The following is a 15,594-nucleotide window of genomic DNA, read 5'->3' as shown; positions in this document are numbered from 1 at the left end:
TCAGAGGAAAAGCGCCGCCTGCTTGCCCAAATGCGTCATCGGCGGCGGCGCGGGATGCGGCCGTCTTGCGTCAATTCTTCAGCTTGTAGCCGGTGCGGAACATCCACGCGACGATCGCCAGCAGGATCACGAGGAACAGCGACGTCGCGCCGAGGCTGACGCCCACGTGCACGTCGGCGATCCCGTAGAACGACCAGCGGAAGCCGCTGACCAGATAGACGATCGGGTTGAACAGCGTGACGACGCGCCACGCGGGCGGCAGCATGTCGACCGAGTAGAAGCTGCCGCCGAGGAACGTGAGCGGCGTGATGATCAGCAGCGGCACGAGCTGCAGCTTCTCGAAGCTGTCGGCCCAGATGCCGATCACGAAGCCGAACAGGCTGAACGTGACCGCCGTCAGCACGAGGAACAGCACCATCCAGAACGGATGCAGGATGTGCAGCGGCACGAACAGGCCGGCCGTGGCGAGGATGATCACGCCGAGCAGGATCGACTTCGACGCGGCCGCGCCGACATACGCGATCACGATCTCCCAGTACGACACGGGCGCGGACAGGATCTCGTAGATCGTGCCCGTGAAGCGCGGGAAGTAGATGCCGAACGACGCGTTCGAGATGCTCTGCGACAGCAGCGACAGCATCACGAGGCCCGGCACGATGAACGAGCCATAGCCGATGCCGTTCACGTCGCTGATGCGCGAGCCGATCGCGGAGCCGAACACCACGAAGTACAGCGATGTGGAGATTACCGGCGCGATGATGCTCTGCATCAGCGTGCGGCGCGTGCGGGCCATTTCTGCGCGGTAGATCGCGCGGATTCCATGGAGGTTCATGGGTCAGGCTCCTTGCAAGCCGTTGCGGCGGTTGTCGATCAGGCTGACGAAAATGTCCTCGAGCGAGCTCTGCGTCGTGTGCAGGTCGCGGAAGCCGATGCCGGCCGAGCCGAGCGCGTTGATCAGCTTCGCGATGCTCGCGTCGTCGCGCTGCGAGTCGTACGTGTAGACGAGCGCGGCGCCGTCGGCCGCGCGTTCGAGCCCGAACGGCGCGAGCGCGGGCGGTACGTCGGCGAGCGGGTGCTCGAGCTGCACGGTGAGCTGCTTCTTGCCGAGCTTGCGCATCAACTCGTGCTTCTCCTCGACGAGCACGAGTTCGCCGCCGAGGATGATGCCGATGCGGTCGGCCATTTCCTCGGCTTCCTCGATGTAGTGCGTGGTCAGCAGGATCGTCACGCCGTTATCGCGCAGCGAATCGACGAGCTTCCACATGTCGCGGCGCAGCTCGACGTCGACGCCGGCCGTCGGTTCGTCGAGGAACAGGATGCGCGGCTCGTGCGACAGCGCCTTCGCGATCATCACGCGGCGCTTCATCCCGCCCGACAGCGTCATTAGCTTGTTGTCGCGCTTGTCCCACAGCGACAGCGCCTTCAGCGTCTTCTCGATGTACGCGGGATCGGGCGCCTTGCCGAACAGGCCGCGGCTGAACGACACGGTCGCCCAGACGGTCTCGAACGCGTCGGTGGTCAGTTCCTGCGGCACGAGGCCGATCATTTCGCGGGCCGCGCGGTAATGATCGCGGATGTCGTGGCCGCCGACCGTCACGCGGCCTTCGGTCGGCGTGACGATGCCGCAGATCGAGCCGATCAGCGTCGTCTTGCCGGCGCCGTTCGGCCCGAGCAACGCGAAGATCTCGCCGGGGCGGATGTCGAGGGTCACGTGCTTCAGCGCCTGGAAGCCGGACGCGTAAGTCTTGGAGAGGTCGGAGACGGAAAGGATCGGTTGCATGCTCACGGATGGCACGGCCGGCCGGCGCGACGGCGTGCGCCGTGCGTGCCCGGCGTCGCCGCCGCTGCGAAGCGGCCGGGACCGGGGACGGCATGGCGAACGGGCGTCATGTCGAACGGCGTTGTGGTGCGGGATCGCGGGACCGCGGGACCGCCATATTAGCAATCGGTAGATGGAAATGCATTCTCATGGAAAGGGCGTGCGTTGCCGGTGCCGGATTTGCGTGAATTGACCGCGCATCGCTGCATAACGCGGCGATTTATTTGTGGTGCGTGAACAATGGGTGCCGTTTTCGTCGAACCGGGCTGCGATCGCGTTTCGGCGCGACGGCAGCGCGGCCGGCCGACTGTGCCGCCCGAAGGCCGTCGCGCCGTACCGGGACGGCGTGCGCGGCGCTCGCGATAATGCGTTCCTTTCATCGTTCACGGAGCGGGGCGCATGTCTTTGGTCGATTTCAAATCCGTGGCGGCGGCGCAGCCCGTCGCATGGAAATCCACGATCGTCGGCGAGGTCGGGCCGGCCAGGATCAAGGTGCTGCGCATGGATGCGCAGGCTTACGAAGCGGAAGTGCACGACTACAACGAGGGGCTGCTGGTGCTCGATGGCCGGATGATGCTCGAGGTCGCAGGCGAGACGATCCTCGTGGAGGCCGGGCAGATGTACCTCGCGCTCGCCGGTGTGCCTCATGCGGTGCTGCCGGGCAGCCACGGCACGCTCGCGATCATCGACGTGTAAGGTTGCGCCGCAACATGCAGGCGGGCCGCTCAGGCCCGGCTGGCTTGGCCAGGCGCGGATTGGCGGTCGCCATTCAAACGCGTGTTATACAGCCCGGGTATTTGTCTGAGCAAATAAAAAGAAGGCTGTTTGAAAAACTGTTAAATACCGTGTAAACGCTAGGATTGCGTGGTTCCGGTCGTTTGGAACTCTGCATCCATTTACTTGTGGGTATCGTCCGATCATAGTCTCCACAAACGACGCATCACGATAACGAATCAAGCGTACGGATGGAGACCCATACATGAGACGCCTATCCGCGGGGCCAGTCGGACTGCCGTTTCCCGTTTTTTCGCTGAATGCCGGCGCGATCCCGATCGCGTGCCTGCGTTGTCCTGTCGCCGTGTAGCGGCGAACCATTTCCCGTTTCGATTGTTCTCACGGCGCCGTGCCGCATGACGGCGCCGCGGGAGCGCGCTTGCCTGCCGCCGCGGCGTGTGCCGCATTTGCCTGACCGGCATCGCGGCCGTCTTGCGCGCACCGTCATGCGCCGCGCGTTCGTGCCGCGGCGCGATACCAACCGGCGGGCCATGCAGCCTGTCCGGACGAGACTTGTCGTACCTGAAAAGGAGGGGTTGATGATTTGCATTCCTGAATGGCGGAAGGCGATTCTGTCGTGCGCGGTAGTCGCTTTGCCGTTCGTCGCCGGTTGCGGCGGCGGCGACGATCCGGGGCCGATCAACGTGCCGCAGTGCTCGGGCAGCGCGTGCGGGCCGAGCGGCTCTGAAACGACGCCGCCGGTCGTGACGAAGCTGTGTCCGGACGCGCTCGATTACACGACGACTTATACGGGCGGCGCAGGCAGTGGCGAGTATGTGAAGGTGAAGTTCGATACCACGAAGCTCACCTACCAGATGCAGTTCCTCGACTCGTCCGTGCCGACGTCTGCGGGGCAGATCAACAACACGCGCGCGGGCCTGACGATCAGCGGCGCGTTCCATCATCCGACCAATCTTCCGACCGCCGAGCAGAACCGCTGCGCGTTCGTGCTCGACAGCGGCGCGACGAGCGATGGCGCTTATGCGGTGACGATCAATCGCGCGGATCCGCCGATGCTGTTCGTCGGTAACGGCGTCGTGGGCGGCGGGATTCCGGGCGCGACGATCGCGTTCCAGGGGATCGAAGTCGTGCCGGGTTACTTCCTCGGTACCGTACCGTCGCGCACGTTCGACTTCTATCCGTTCATCGGCTTTACCGCCACGGAAACGGATTTCACGAAGGTGGCCGGCGCATACAACGAAGTCGGCATTCACCTGTCGCCGACCGGCACCGGCTATCAGACCACCACGCCGCAGGGCTGGCAGCCGGATGTCGTGAACTGGAACCAGACGCTCAATGCGGACGGCTCGTGCACGATCACGCAAGGCAGCGACTACTCGTGTCAGACGACCGGCACGCCGTGGACGTTGCGCAAGAACGCGGATGGCACGTCCGACAACGTATTCGTCAGCAATGCGCAGCCGGGGCAGGCGTATCCGTCGGCCGGCCAGGGGCAGCCGATCGTGCTTCTCGTGCCGAGCCAGGCCCATGGCGTGATGATCGTCGGCAAGCTGAACGGCGCACTGGTGCCGGTGGTGATCCGTGTCGGGTACGCGTATGCCCCGCCGGGCAATCCGTTCGGTTCGGTGGCCGATGCGGAAGTCGGCATCTCGATGCTCGCGCCTTCCACACCGGTTGCGGCCAACGTGCTAAAGGGCGGGTTCATCGGAGCGACGAGCGCGTCCGCGTGCGGTGTGGTGACGAACAACGGGCCGTCGAGCAATGCGGCTGCTGCGCGACCGAGTTTCGATCCGACGATCCCGCATCCGGAGCTGCCGGGCGTGTTCAACACCAGTTTCAATTACTTCGCGCCGTCTGCCGGCAACTGTACCGACGGCACCGCCGTATCGACCCTCGCGGCGAACTACACGTCGACGCTCTTCCAGGGTAATACCGCGGCATTCATCGATCCGCAGACGTCGTCGGAGACGGCTCAGTTCGGGCTGGACTATACGCAGGCATCGCCCGGCAAGATCGCGGTCACGGCCAACAGCGACTTCAACGCGAAGGGCGCCAGCGGCAACGTGGCGATCTTCAAGAAGGGCGATACGGGCTGGATCGTGACGGCCGGCAACGTCTACGCGATGGTCGTCAACAACAGCCAGGTCAACCCGTTCTTCACGGTCGGCGCGTTCGTCCAGTAACCCTGCATTGAACACGTAACACCGGCGGCGCATGCGTCGCCGCCGGCGAATCGAATTTCAAGAGGATTCCTATGAATTTGAAGCAATGGATGGCAGCGGCCTCGCTCGCACCCGTGCTGGCAGCATGCGGCGGAGACGGCGACCCGCCGCCCGCACCGGTGGTCCGGCTGTGCCCGCAGACGATCGACTACAACACGGTGTTCATCGGCGGGTCGGGGTCGGGCGAGCTCGTGAAGGTGCAGCTCGACACGACGAAGATGACGTACCGGATGACTTATCTCGCATCGCCGGTGCCGACCACCACGGGCACCGTGCAGCCGACGCGCGACACGGCGCCCGCCAACGTGGTCGACGGCACGCTGGCCGAGGAAACCGGGCTGCCGACGGTGAAACTGAACCAGTGCACGTTCCGGATGCAGAACGCGAGCCTCGACCCGAACCGGCCCGCGCGGCTGTTCCTCGGCGAAGGCGTGCTGGGCGGCGCGATTCCCGGCGCGACGATCCAGTTCGATGGCGTGATCGGCGTCGGCAAGATCCCGAAGACGACGTTCCCGTACTACCCGTTCATCAGCTTCTCGTCGCTGGAAACCGACCTGACGAAGATCGCCGGCAAGTACAACCAGCTCGGCTATCACCAGGTGCCGTCGCAGAGCTTCCAGCCGGTGGCGCTCGACCAGCAGGTGACGATCAACGCGGACGGCAGCTACGTCGAGACCGACAACTTCGGCAAGAAGAACGGCGGGCAGCCGCTTGCATCGAGCGCGACCGTGAACCAGCCGTTCACGCTGCGGCCCGATGCGCCGGCATTCCAGTCGCTCAACTACCTGCCGCAGATTCCGCCGACGCTCGCGGCGGTCGATCCGGCGAAGGCCGGCAAGGGGATCCTGATCGTCGGCAAGCTGCGCAACCAGCTCGTGCCGGTCTTCATCCGCACCGGCGCCGCGAACGCGGACCTCACGCAAGGCCCGCCGAGCGCGGACGACGAATCGGGCATTTCGTTCCTGAGCCCGCAGACGGCGATCGCGCTCGGCTCACAGAACGGCGAGTACACGGGGGTCGACAGCGCGTTCAACTACCGCGCGACCGCGCTCGTCGGCGCGCAGGCCACGCTGCTCGATCCGTTCAATGCGTCGCAGGCCGCGCTCACGCGTGCGCTGAACCTCGACTACACGCAGAAGGTGCCGGGCGTCGTGACGACCGTGCATGCGGACGCGGCGTCGGGGCCGACGACCGGCAAGTTCGTGTTCACCGGCGGCGTATTCGGGTTCCTCGACATGAACGATACGACCAACCCGTACTTCACGGTCGGCGCATTCGTGCAGTGACGCACGCCTGGATGGAGACACGGTGGCGCCGCGCGCAGATGCGCGGCGCCCGGACAGAATGAGGGGAGACTTCATGAAGAAGCTGATTGTCGCGGGTGTCGTCGCAGGCGTGTCGACGCTCGCATCGGCCCAGCAGGCGGGCGACAACGTCGCGACGCTGGGATGGCTGCACATCATGCCGCAGGATTCGACCAACGGGCTGACGACGAATCTCGCGAGCATGCCGATCAACGGGCCGCTGCGCCTGCCCGGGTCGTTCACGTCGCCGGGCACGAGCCTGACGGTCAACAACGCCGATACCGTCGGCCTCACGCTCACGCACTTCTTCACCGACCACATCGCGGTGACGTCGGTGCTCGGCGTGCCGCCCGAGTTCACGCTGACCGGCCACGGCGTGATCAAGCCGCCGGGCCCGGCCGGCGCGCTCGGCAACGTCGACATGGACAAGACGGCGAACCAGCCGGCGGTGAAGAACGCGCGGCAGTGGAGCCCGACGGTCATCCTGCAGTACTACTTCAATTCGCCGACGGCGCGGTTCCGGCCGTTCGTCGGGATCGGCGTGGCCTACAGCTGGTTCAGCAACATTGAGCTGAACGGCAACTTCGCGAAGGACATCAACGAGAACCTCGGCAGCGTGCTCGCGGCCGGCGCCGGCAAGCCGGGGGCGACTTCGGTGGAGGGCAAGGCGTCGTCGTCGTTCACGCCGGTCTACAACGTCGGCGCGAGCTATGCGATCGACAAGCACTGGGGCGTGACGGCGACGCTGACCTACATGCCGCTGAAGACCTACTCGTCGCTCGTGATCAAGGCGGCCGACGGCTCGACGCTCGCCACCACGCGCACGCGGCTGAAGGCTGACCCGCTGATCACGTTCGTCGGGATTTCCTACAAGTTCTGAGCCGTCCGGTGCGCATGACGCGCACCGGCGGCTTCCTGCGACCGGCTGGCCGGACCATTCCGGCCGGAAGGTCGCGTTCCTGGCGGCGTGCCGCCAATTGTGAAGAGAGGGGGCAGTTCAAATGAGCATTCGCAAAATCGTATCGCTTGTTGCTGCAGTGGCTTTCACCGCGGTTTCGGCCGCGCCTGCTTTCGCTGTCACCGTTTCACGTGCCGACGGCCAGCCGATGAACCCGAATGGCGAGCCGTTCTCGGCGTCGGGGATCACGAATCTCAGCAAGGGATCGATCAGCGCATCCTGTACCGCGACCTTCAACGGCACGATCACGTCGACCGGCATCGTCAACATCACGTCGACGCAGTTCACCGGCGGCGGGACGTGCGGCCTCATCGCTGGCAGCGCGAGCAGCGCGTCGCCGTGGACGGGGCAGGCTGACAGCACGACACAGCTGTCGATCAATAACGCGAAGGTGACCGTGACGCTGCTTGGTACTTGCGGGCCGAGCAAGGTCGTGACGGCGTGGAGCGATGCGAACTCGTCGCTGACGTTCAACAAGGCCGTGCTGACGCCGGATTGCACGGTGGGCGGCACGGTCCTGACGTCGCCGAAGTTCCACGTGCAGTAAGCGTCGCAGATCGAAGCAGGATGCCCGCCGCGCGCGAGGGCCGTGTGGTATGTGCGGCGGGTATTCGCGGTTTCGATGGGGCCGTGCCGTCGCGTGTATCGGCGCGGCGGCCGGATTCATTCTGCAGAGCGGTCGCGTTTCTCGTGCAAGGCCGCCATATATCAAGAGAGAGAGGGCCGTACAGATGAAAATTCGTCAGATTGCATCGCTTGTTGCTGCAGTGGTGTTCACCGCGGTTTCGGCTGCGCCCGCATTTGCGGTAACCGTTTCGCGCGTGGACCGCCAGCCGATGAATCCGAACGGTGAGCCGTTTTCGGCGACGGGGCTGACCGCGCTCACCATAAAGCAGATCATCGCGAACTGCTCCGTGACGTTCAACGGAACGATTACGCCGGCGGGTATCGTCAATATCGCGTCGGTGCAGTTCAGCGGAGGCAGCTTGTGTCAGCTGGTCAGCGGCAGCGCGAGCGGCTCTTCGCCATGGACAGGGCAGGTGGACAGCGCGACACAGCTTTCGGTCAACAACGCGCAGGTGGACTTCAAGGTGCTTGGAGCGTGCGGGCCGAGCAAGGTCGTGGCGAAATGGAACGATTCGAATTCGTCAATGACTTTCAGTAATGCTGAATTGACGCCGGATTGCAAGTTTTCCGGAACGCTCATGGCGTTGCCGCAGCTCCACGTGCAGTAAGCGCGTCGCGAATCGACGCGGGTTGCCGTTGCGCACGAGGGCCGTGCGAGATGTATGGCGGACTCCCCATTTCTAGATGCATTCGTGTCGTCGCGCGTATCGGCGCGACGGCCGGCTGGCCGCCCGTGTCGCGATCCGATTCGGGTGGACATGCAGGGCTGGCGTGGCGTGCCGCGCTGTCCGATTCGATTGAAACAACACAATTCCAATTGGCCAGAACTATCCCGGAAGACCCATGCTTACCGATCCAGCAAAGTATGGAGATGCCCGCGGCGCGACGCCTGACCGGCTGCGCACGGCCGCGTGGCTGCAGTACCTGATCCAACGACTCGACGCTTCCGCTTGCGCGGCGGAGGCGGGTGACGCCGGTGACACGACGGCCATCGCGTCGCACGCGATACGCATGCGGGCTGGCGCGAACCTGTCCCGAGAAGCGACGGCGATGCTTCACCGGCTCGCGCCGTGGATCGCGTCGGACGCCGGCGCCTGCGCATGCGACCTGACCGACCCGCTCGGCGCGTGCTCACATGTGCCGTCGATGCAGCAACTCGCCGAAGCCGAACGTAGCTGCCCCGGCTCGCGCGCCGTGTTCGACACCGCGTACGGCGTGATCGATGCATGCGCGTTCGACGATCCCGATGTCGGCTGGGCCGCACTCGGGCGGATTGCCGGCGGTGTCGAATGCAACGGGGGCGATGACGGTGAATGTACCGAACATGAAAAGGGCGCGCCGGACGACACGCCGCCTGCGAAGAACCTGAGAGACAGGCTGGCCGTTGCCGCGGCGGCGAGTGGGGAAACGTCGGCCACGCCTGGCGCCGTCATCGATGCGATCGTGCTGCGCTTGTGCGGGGCGCGCGACGATGCATCGCGCATCGACGAGATGGCTGCGCTCGTGACGTTCTCGGCCGTACTCGCCGCCGGCGACGGGACCTCCGTTGCCGCGTATGGCGGTCAGCACAACCTCGTTGCCCAGGCGATCCGCACGCATCGTGCCGATCTCGCGTCGGTGGACGGGCTGCTCGCGGCGTTATCCGTGTGCAGGCTCGATCGACTCGTCGGCGCGGGCAGTTTCTGGGCCTACTACCTGCTGGCGGGCATCGTGATCGCAGCACCGGACGCCGTGCGGGAAGTCGGTCGCCGCTTTCATGGTGACGAGTTGCAGGCGTGGCTCGATCACGTGCTCGCGTGGCCGGCGGTCAGCCGCTTCGGGCCGAAGGAGGACGCCGCGTTCGAACGCCTGCAAGGCGCGATGAGCCTGACGTCGCGATGGAACCCGATCGTCCGCGGGAAGCGGATGCGGAAGCGGGGTGTTGTAACGCCCTGATACGGGGAGCACGTGGGACAAGGCTGGCTGATGCATCGCCTGTGCCGAAGCGACACGCAAGGATTCCAAACGAATCGCGCACGATCACCCTGGCTCGCGCCGAAGTGCCGGCCTCGTTCGCAAGCGCGAGCGGGTGCCAGGCGGCGCGCTGAGCCTTCGTGCCGTCGGTGCCCACGCTGGCCGCGCGCCACGCCGTCTACGCCATCTATCCTTCCAGACCGCCAGACCGCCAGACCGCCAGACCGCCAGACCGCCAGACCGCCAGACCGCCAGACCGCCTCACGCATCCCCCAATCCAGGCACCCTCGACCGAACGCAGTATGATTCCGCAGACGGTGCCGGCGATCGCTCCGCTATAACGGCCCGCCCGCACCGCCAAAGATCTGCCAAGCTTGTTGTAAGCCGGACGCAAACAGCCGCCGCGTGAGAGCGCCGCCGCGAACCCACGTCCGGACCACCTTCATCGAAACGGTCAGTCAGATGTCAAAGCAAAACAAGAAGATTCTCCTCCTGAGCGTCAGCGCCGGCGCCGGCCATACCCGAGCGGCCGAAGCGATCCGCGCGTTCGCCGACCACCACCCCGCCGGCATCGAAGCCACCCACCTGGACGTGATGGATTTCGTGTCCACCGGCTTCCGCAAGCTGTACACCGATCTCTACATCAAGCTCGTCAGCAGCCAGCCGGCGCTGTGGGGCTACCTGTACCAGAAGACCGACGAAGTCGATCCCGCCGCGGCGTCGCAGAAGATCCGGCGCGCGATCGAGCGGCTCAATTGCCGGACGCTGCTCGCGGAGATCGAGCGGCAGCGCCCGGACGCGATCATCTGCACGCACTTCCTGCCCGCCGAACTGCTGTCGCGCGAGATCCGCAAGGGGCGCGTCGACACGCCGGTGTGGGTGCAGGTCACCGATTTCGACCTGCACAGCATGTGGGTCGTGCCGAACATGCGCGGCTATTTCGCGGCCAACGACGAGATCGCGTGGCGCATGCATGCGCGCGGCATGGCGCCCGACACGGTGCATGTCAGCGGCATCCCGATCATGCCGGCGTTCGGCCAGCCGCTCGACCGCGCGGCCTGCGCGGCCGAGTTCGGCCTTGATCCCGCGCGCCCGACGTTCCTGATGATGTCCGGCGGCGCGGGCCTCGGCGGGCTCGACGTGCTGGCCGCGCGCCTGCTCGAGATGGATGCCGACTTCCAGTTGATCGCACTGGCCGGCAAGAACAAGGCGATGCTGGCGTCGTTGCAGGAACTGGCCGCGCGGCATCCGGGCCGGCTGTTTCCGCAGGGCTTCACGCAGCAGGTCGAACGCCTGATGGCCTGCGCCGACCTCGTGATCACGAAGCCGGGCGGCTTGACGACGTCCGAATGCCTTGCGATGCAACTGCCGATGATCGTCAACTCGCCGATCCCGGGCCAGGAAGAGCGCAATGCGGATTTCCTGCTCGAACAGGGTGTCGCGCTGAAGGCGATCGACGACGATGCGCTGGTCTACCGGATCCGCGCGCTGCTGCAGACGCCGGAGCGTCTTGCCGACATGCGCCGCCGTCTCGCGCCGCTCGGGCGGCCGCTCGCCGGCCGCTTCGTGCTCGATCGCGTGCTGGGCCTGGAGCCCGCCGCATGAGCGTCGCGCGTTTTGTGCCGACACGCCATACGGTGTTCGTCGTCGCGTGGGTCGTGCTGCTCGCGTACTTCTTCGCGAACGTCGAGATCCAGATCGAAGGCAGCGCGGGCTGGGCGGCCAACCTGCCGACGTGGCGCATCGAGCATCACTGGCTGCTCGACATCTTCTGGGGCGGGCGGCCGATGACCGGCTACCACGCATGGGTGTTCCCGTTCGTCGCGCTGTTCTTTCACCTGCCCGCCGTGTTCAACGGACGGTGGTCGTGGCGCGTCGAGGCGCGCATCGTCGCCTGCATCATGGTGTTCTGGCTGACCGAGGATTTCCTGTGGTTCGTGCTGAATCCGGCGTATGGCCTGGCCCGCTTCAATCCGGCGAACGTGCCGTGGCATATCCACTGGCTGGGCGTGGCCCCGACCGACTACTGGACGATGAGCGCCGCCGCGATCGTGCTGTTCATGCTTTCCCGCGAGCGCAAGCGCGCCTTTTATTGATCCCTGACCCGACATGAAAACCGCCGTCATTACCGCGATCGCCGTCACGCTTGCCGGGCTCGTGCAGCCGGCCCACGCGGACCCGGCCTCCGAGGTGTCCGCCCGGCCGATCAAATGGGCGCAGAGTGTGGCCGATGCGCATGTGAACAACCTGCATCGCATCACGCCGACGCTGTACCGCAGCGCCCAGCTGTCGCGCTCGGACGTGCCGGAACTGCAGAAGCTCGGCATCCGCAAGGTCATCAGCTTCCGTTCGTTTCATGCGGACGACACCATCCTGGCCGGTACGCAGATCAGGATGCAGCGCATCCGGATCAACACGTGGGACATCCGCGACGAAGACATGGTTACCGCGCTGAAGGCGCTGCGCACGGCCGACCAGGACGGCCCGGTGCTGATCCACTGCCAGCACGGCGCCGATCGTACCGGCCTCGTGTCGGCGTTGTACCGGATGGTGTATCAGGGCTGGACGCGCGAGCAGGCGCTCGATGAACTGCAGCACGGCGGCTACGGTTTCCATCCGATCTGGCAGAACATCACGAACTACTTGAAAAACGTCGACGTCGAGCGTTTGAAGCGGGAAGTGAACAGCGGCTGACGACCCCATGCAAAACGCCGCCGACAATCACTGTCGGCGGCGTTTTTTCAGTACGCTGATGCGCGGGCAACACGCCCGCCGTCGTCAGACCGTCTCCGGCTGCCGCACCGCCTTTGCGATGTTGCGAGCCATTGCCCCGTTCGCGACAAAGTAAGGCACATCCACACGCGCAAGCGCCTTGCGCCCGCGAATCCTGTCCGCGATCTTCTCGGCGATCATGATCGTCGGCGCATTGAGGTTGCCGGTCGTGATGATCGGCATGATCGACGCATCGACGACGCGCAGCCCTTCGAGCCCGTGCACGCGGCCTTCTTCATCGACCACGGCCATGTCGTCGTAACCCATCTTGCACGAGCACGACGGATGGAACGCGGTTTCCGCACGGGCGCGCACGAACGCGTCGAGTTCCTTGTCGGACTTGCAGTCCGCACCCGGATTCAGCTCGCGGCCGCGATAGCGATCAAGTGCCGGCTGCCGCATGATTTCGCGCGTCGCACGGATCGCGTCGCGGAACTCGCGCCAGTCGAGCGCTTCGGCCATGTAGTTGAACAGGATGCTCGGATGATCGTTCGGATCGCGCGAGCGCAGCTTCACGCGGCCGCGGCTCGGCGAGCGCATCGAGCCGACGTGCGCCTGGAAGCCGTGCATCTCGATCGCGTTCGAGCCGTTGTAGTTGATCGCCACCGGCAGGAAGTGATACTGGATGTTCGGCCACAGGTCGTCGTCGCGCGTGCGGATGAAGCCGCCCGCCTCGAAGTGGTTGCTCGCGCCGAGGCCGGTGCCGTTCAGCATCCATTCGAGGCCGATCTTCGGCTGGTTCCACCACTTGAGCGCCGGGTACAGCGAGACCGGCTCCTTGCACTCGTACTGGATGTACATCTCCAGGTGATCCTGCAGGTTCTGGCCGACGCCGGGCAGGTCGAGCACGACGGGAATGTCGAGTGCCTTCAGCCACGCGCCGGGGCCGACGCCCGAGCGCTGCAGCAGTTGCGGCGACGCGATCGCGCCGCTGCACACGAGCACTTCGCGACGCGCGTGCGCGGTCGCGCGTTCGCTGCCGCGCAGGTACGTGACGCCCGACGCGCGCTTGCCGTCGAACAGGATGCGATCGGCGAGCGCGTGCGTGACGATCTCGAGGTTCGGTCGCACTTTCGCCTGGTCGAGGTAGCCGCGCGCGGTGCTGGCGCGGCGGCCCTTCGGCGTGACGGTGCGGTCCATCGGGCCGAAGCCTTCCTGCTGATAGCCGTTCAGGTCGTCGGTGCGCGGATAGCCGGCCTGCACGCCCGCATCGACCATCGCCTCGAACAGCGGGTTCACGCCCGGCTTGCTGGTCGTGACCGACACGGGGCCGCTGCCGCCGTGATAGTCGTTCGGGCCGACGTCGCGCGTTTCGGCTTTCTTGAAGTACGGCAGGCAGTCGAGATACGTCCAGTTCTCGAGGCCCTTGTGCGTCGACCAGTTGTCGTAGTCGAGCGCGTTGCCGCGGATGTAGCACATGCCGTTGATCAGCGACGAGCCGCCGAGCCCCTTGCCGCGGCCGCATTCCATCCGGCGGTTGTCCATGTGCGGCTCGGGGTCGGTTTCGTATGCCCAGTTGTAGCGGCGGCCCTGCAACGGGTAGGCGAGGGCGGCCGGCATCTGCGTGCGGAAGTCGAAGCGGTAGTCGGGGCCGCCCGCTTCGAGCAGCAGCACCGTCACGTCCGGATCTTCCGTCAGGCGCGTTGCGAGCACGTTGCCCGCGGAACCTGCGCCGCAGATGATGTAGTCGTATTCGCGTGTCGTCATGACGGTCAATCTCCTTTCGTGATCCTTAAAACACCGGGTTGTAGCGGCCGAGCTCGACCTGCACCGACTTGATTCGAGTGTAGTGCTCGAGCGTCGTGATGCCGTTCTCGCGTCCGACACCGGATTGCTTGTATCCGCCAACCGGCATCTCGGCCGGCGATTCGCCCCACGTGTTGATCCAGCAGATACCGGCTTCGAGACGATGGATCGTGCGGTGCGCGCGCGACAGGTTCTCGGTCACGACGCCGGCCGCGAGGCCGTAGTGCGTGTCGTTCGCGCGGGCGATCACTTCGTCTTCCGATTCGAAATCGAGGATGCTCATCACCGGCCCGAAGATTTCCTCGCGGACGATCTTCATGTCGTCGCGGCAATCGCCGAACACGGTCGGCGCGACGTACTGGCCGCTGCCGAAGTGGCCGTCGGTCAGGCGCGTGCCGCCCGCGAGCAGCTTCGCGCCTTCGGCCTTGCCGCTTTCGATGAAGCCGAGCACCTTGTCGAGCTGCGCGGCCGACACGAGCGGACCGAAGTTGGTATCGGCATCGGTCGGCTTGCCGACGCGGATGCGCTTCACGCGTTCGAGCACCTTCTGCGTGAACGCATCCTTGATCGAGCGGTGCACGAACACGCGCGTGCCGTTCGTGCAGACCTGGCCCGAGCTGAAGAAGTTGGCGGTCACCGCGATGTCGGCCGCGCGGTCGAGGTCCGCATCGTCGAACACGATCAGCGGCGATTTGCCGCCGAGCTCCATCGTCACTTCCTTCAGCGACGATGCGCCGGCCAGCGACATCACCTTCTTGCCGGTTTCGACGCCGCCGGTGAACGACACCTTCGCGATGTCCGGGTGGCCCGTCAGCAGCGCGCCGACCGAGCCGTCACCCTGCACGACGTTGAACACGCCGGCCGGCACGCCGGCTTCCGTATAGATTTCCGCAAGCTTCAGCGCGGTGAGCGGCGTGACTTCGCTCGGCTTGAACACCATCGCGTTGCCGGCCGCGAGCGCGGGGGCCGTCTTCCAGCACGCGATCTGGATCGGGTAGTTCCACGCGCCGATGCCCGCGCACACGCCGAGCGGTTCACGGCGCGTGTAGACGAACGATTCGGCGCGCAGCGGCACCTGCAGCCCTTCGATCGCGGTCGCGAGGCCCGCGTAGTACTCGATCACGTCCGCGCCGGTGACGATGTCGACCGCGAGCGTCTCGCCGATCGGCTTGCCCGTGTCGCGCGTTTCCAGCGCCGCGAGTTCGTCGTTGCGCTCGCGCAGCAGGTCGACCGCGCGGCGCAGGATGCGCGAGCGCTGCATCGCGGTCATCGCGGCCCATTCACGCTGGCCTTCCTGTGCGGACGCCACCGCGCGATCGACGTCGGCCGCGCTGGCCTGCTGCACCTGCGCGAGCAGTTCGCCGGTGGCGGGATCGAAGGTGTCGAAAGTCTTGCCGCTCGTGGCGTCGACGTAACCGCCGCCGATGTAGAGGCGCTGCAAACCGAATACGGACATGA

At 65.7% G+C, this 15,594-nt stretch carries 14 protein-coding genes; 10 read left to right on the top strand and 4 right to left on the bottom strand.

Features of this window, described 5'->3' with window-relative positions; all coding sequences use genetic code 11:
• Positions 1 to 70: 70 nt before the first annotated feature.
• Both CFB50_RS30470 and CFB50_RS30465 read right to left on the bottom strand, forming a co-directional pair.
• A complete protein-coding gene (locus CFB50_RS30470; protein WP_083266168.1) occupies positions 71 to 832 on the bottom strand; it encodes an ABC transporter permease in 762 nt (253 codons plus the stop codon).
• A 3-nt stretch (positions 833 to 835) separates the two neighbouring features.
• Positions 836 to 1,780, bottom strand: a complete 945-nt coding sequence (locus tag CFB50_RS30465; protein WP_069252391.1) for an ABC transporter ATP-binding protein — start codon at positions 1,778 to 1,780, stop codon at positions 836 to 838.
• 438 nt (positions 1,781 to 2,218) lie between these two features.
• Between CFB50_RS30465 and CFB50_RS30455 the strand changes: the two genes are divergently transcribed.
• From CFB50_RS30455 to CFB50_RS30410, 10 genes are all read left to right on the top strand, one after another.
• Positions 2,219 to 2,515, top strand: a complete 297-nt coding sequence (locus CFB50_RS30455) for a cupin domain-containing protein (protein ID WP_089448242.1) — start codon at positions 2,219 to 2,221, stop codon at positions 2,513 to 2,515.
• Positions 2,516 to 3,132: 617 nt separating this feature from the next.
• Positions 3,133 to 4,737, top strand: coding sequence for a DUF2957 domain-containing protein (locus CFB50_RS30450; protein WP_069252389.1), 1,605 nt, complete (start codon positions 3,133 to 3,135; stop codon positions 4,735 to 4,737).
• Between the two features lie 71 nt (positions 4,738 to 4,808).
• Positions 4,809 to 6,062 carry a DUF2957 domain-containing protein gene (locus CFB50_RS30445; RefSeq protein ID WP_089448241.1) on the top strand — a complete coding sequence of 418 codons (1,254 nt, stop codon included), beginning with the start codon at positions 4,809 to 4,811 and terminating at the stop codon, positions 6,060 to 6,062.
• 73 nt (positions 6,063 to 6,135) lie between these two features.
• Positions 6,136 to 6,960: an OmpW/AlkL family protein gene (locus CFB50_RS30440; RefSeq protein ID WP_089448240.1), complete on the top strand. Its 825-nt coding sequence runs from the start codon at positions 6,136 to 6,138 to the stop codon at positions 6,958 to 6,960.
• 121 nt (positions 6,961 to 7,081) lie between these two features.
• Positions 7,082 to 7,585, top strand: coding sequence for an activator protein (locus CFB50_RS30435; protein WP_069252386.1), 504 nt, complete (start codon positions 7,082 to 7,084; stop codon positions 7,583 to 7,585).
• A 184-nt stretch (positions 7,586 to 7,769) separates the two neighbouring features.
• Positions 7,770 to 8,273: an activator protein gene (locus CFB50_RS30430; protein WP_089448239.1), complete on the top strand. Its 504-nt coding sequence runs from the start codon at positions 7,770 to 7,772 to the stop codon at positions 8,271 to 8,273.
• Positions 8,274 to 8,508: 235 nt separating this feature from the next.
• On the top strand, positions 8,509 to 9,600 hold the full coding sequence (locus CFB50_RS30425) for a hypothetical protein (protein ID WP_089448238.1): 1,092 nt from the start codon (positions 8,509 to 8,511) through the stop codon (positions 9,598 to 9,600).
• Between the two features lie 480 nt (positions 9,601 to 10,080).
• A complete protein-coding gene (locus CFB50_RS30420) occupies positions 10,081 to 11,223 on the top strand; it encodes an MGDG synthase family glycosyltransferase (protein WP_089448237.1) in 1,143 nt (380 codons plus the stop codon).
• Entirely contained in the window at positions 11,220 to 11,714 is a 495-nt protein-coding gene (locus CFB50_RS30415) for a hypothetical protein (RefSeq protein WP_089448236.1), read from the top strand. Before CFB50_RS30420 ends, CFB50_RS30415 begins: the two co-directional genes overlap by 4 nt.
• Positions 11,715 to 11,727: 13 nt before the next feature.
• Entirely contained in the window at positions 11,728 to 12,312 is a 585-nt protein-coding gene (locus CFB50_RS30410) for a dual specificity protein phosphatase family protein (RefSeq protein WP_089448235.1), read from the top strand.
• Between the two features lie 84 nt (positions 12,313 to 12,396).
• On the opposite strand, the gene betA is transcribed toward CFB50_RS30410, so the two are convergent.
• Both betA and betB read right to left on the bottom strand, forming a co-directional pair.
• Entirely contained in the window at positions 12,397 to 14,097 is a 1,701-nt protein-coding gene (gene betA, locus CFB50_RS30405) for a choline dehydrogenase (RefSeq protein ID WP_069252380.1), read from the bottom strand.
• 25 nt (positions 14,098 to 14,122) lie between these two features.
• The gene (gene betB / locus CFB50_RS30400) at positions 14,123 to 15,592 is read right to left on the bottom strand and encodes a betaine-aldehyde dehydrogenase (protein ID WP_089448234.1); all 1,470 of its coding nucleotides are present in this window, start codon (positions 15,590 to 15,592) and stop codon (positions 14,123 to 14,125) included.
• Positions 15,593 to 15,594 lie beyond the last annotated feature (2 nt).

Source organism: Burkholderia sp. AU33423 (assembly GCF_002223135.1).
Classification (GTDB): Bacteria; Pseudomonadota; Gammaproteobacteria; order Burkholderiales; family Burkholderiaceae; genus Burkholderia; species Burkholderia lata_D.
The sequence above is the reverse complement of the archived record's forward strand: the minus strand, read 5'-3'. Positions and strand labels throughout refer to the sequence as shown.

Coding starts and splice junctions, on each gene's coding strand:
- CFB50_RS30435 (WP_069252386.1), top strand. CDS start 7,082: ATGAGCATTCGCAAAATCGTATCGCTTGTTGCTGCAGTGGCTTTCACC.
- CFB50_RS30455 (WP_089448242.1), top strand. CDS start 2,219: ATGTCTTTGGTCGATTTCAAATCCGTGGCGGCGGCGCAGCCCGTCGCA.
- CFB50_RS30450 (WP_069252389.1), top strand. CDS start 3,133: ATGATTTGCATTCCTGAATGGCGGAAGGCGATTCTGTCGTGCGCGGTA.
- CFB50_RS30410 (WP_089448235.1), top strand. CDS start 11,728: ATGAAAACCGCCGTCATTACCGCGATCGCCGTCACGCTTGCCGGGCTC.
- CFB50_RS30430 (WP_089448239.1), top strand. CDS start 7,770: ATGAAAATTCGTCAGATTGCATCGCTTGTTGCTGCAGTGGTGTTCACC.
- CFB50_RS30440 (WP_089448240.1), top strand. CDS start 6,136: ATGAAGAAGCTGATTGTCGCGGGTGTCGTCGCAGGCGTGTCGACGCTC.
- betA (WP_069252380.1), bottom strand. CDS start 14,097: ATGACGACACGCGAATACGACTACATCATCTGCGGCGCAGGTTCCGCG.
- CFB50_RS30415 (WP_089448236.1), top strand. CDS start 11,220: ATGAGCGTCGCGCGTTTTGTGCCGACACGCCATACGGTGTTCGTCGTC.
- CFB50_RS30470 (WP_083266168.1), bottom strand. CDS start 832: ATGAACCTCCATGGAATCCGCGCGATCTACCGCGCAGAAATGGCCCGC.
- CFB50_RS30425 (WP_089448238.1), top strand. CDS start 8,509: ATGCTTACCGATCCAGCAAAGTATGGAGATGCCCGCGGCGCGACGCCT.
- CFB50_RS30420 (WP_089448237.1), top strand. CDS start 10,081: ATGTCAAAGCAAAACAAGAAGATTCTCCTCCTGAGCGTCAGCGCCGGC.
- CFB50_RS30445 (WP_089448241.1), top strand. CDS start 4,809: ATGAATTTGAAGCAATGGATGGCAGCGGCCTCGCTCGCACCCGTGCTG.
- CFB50_RS30465 (WP_069252391.1), bottom strand. CDS start 1,780: ATGCAACCGATCCTTTCCGTCTCCGACCTCTCCAAGACTTACGCGTCC.
- betB (WP_089448234.1), bottom strand. CDS start 15,592: ATGTCCGTATTCGGTTTGCAGCGCCTCTACATCGGCGGCGGTTACGTC.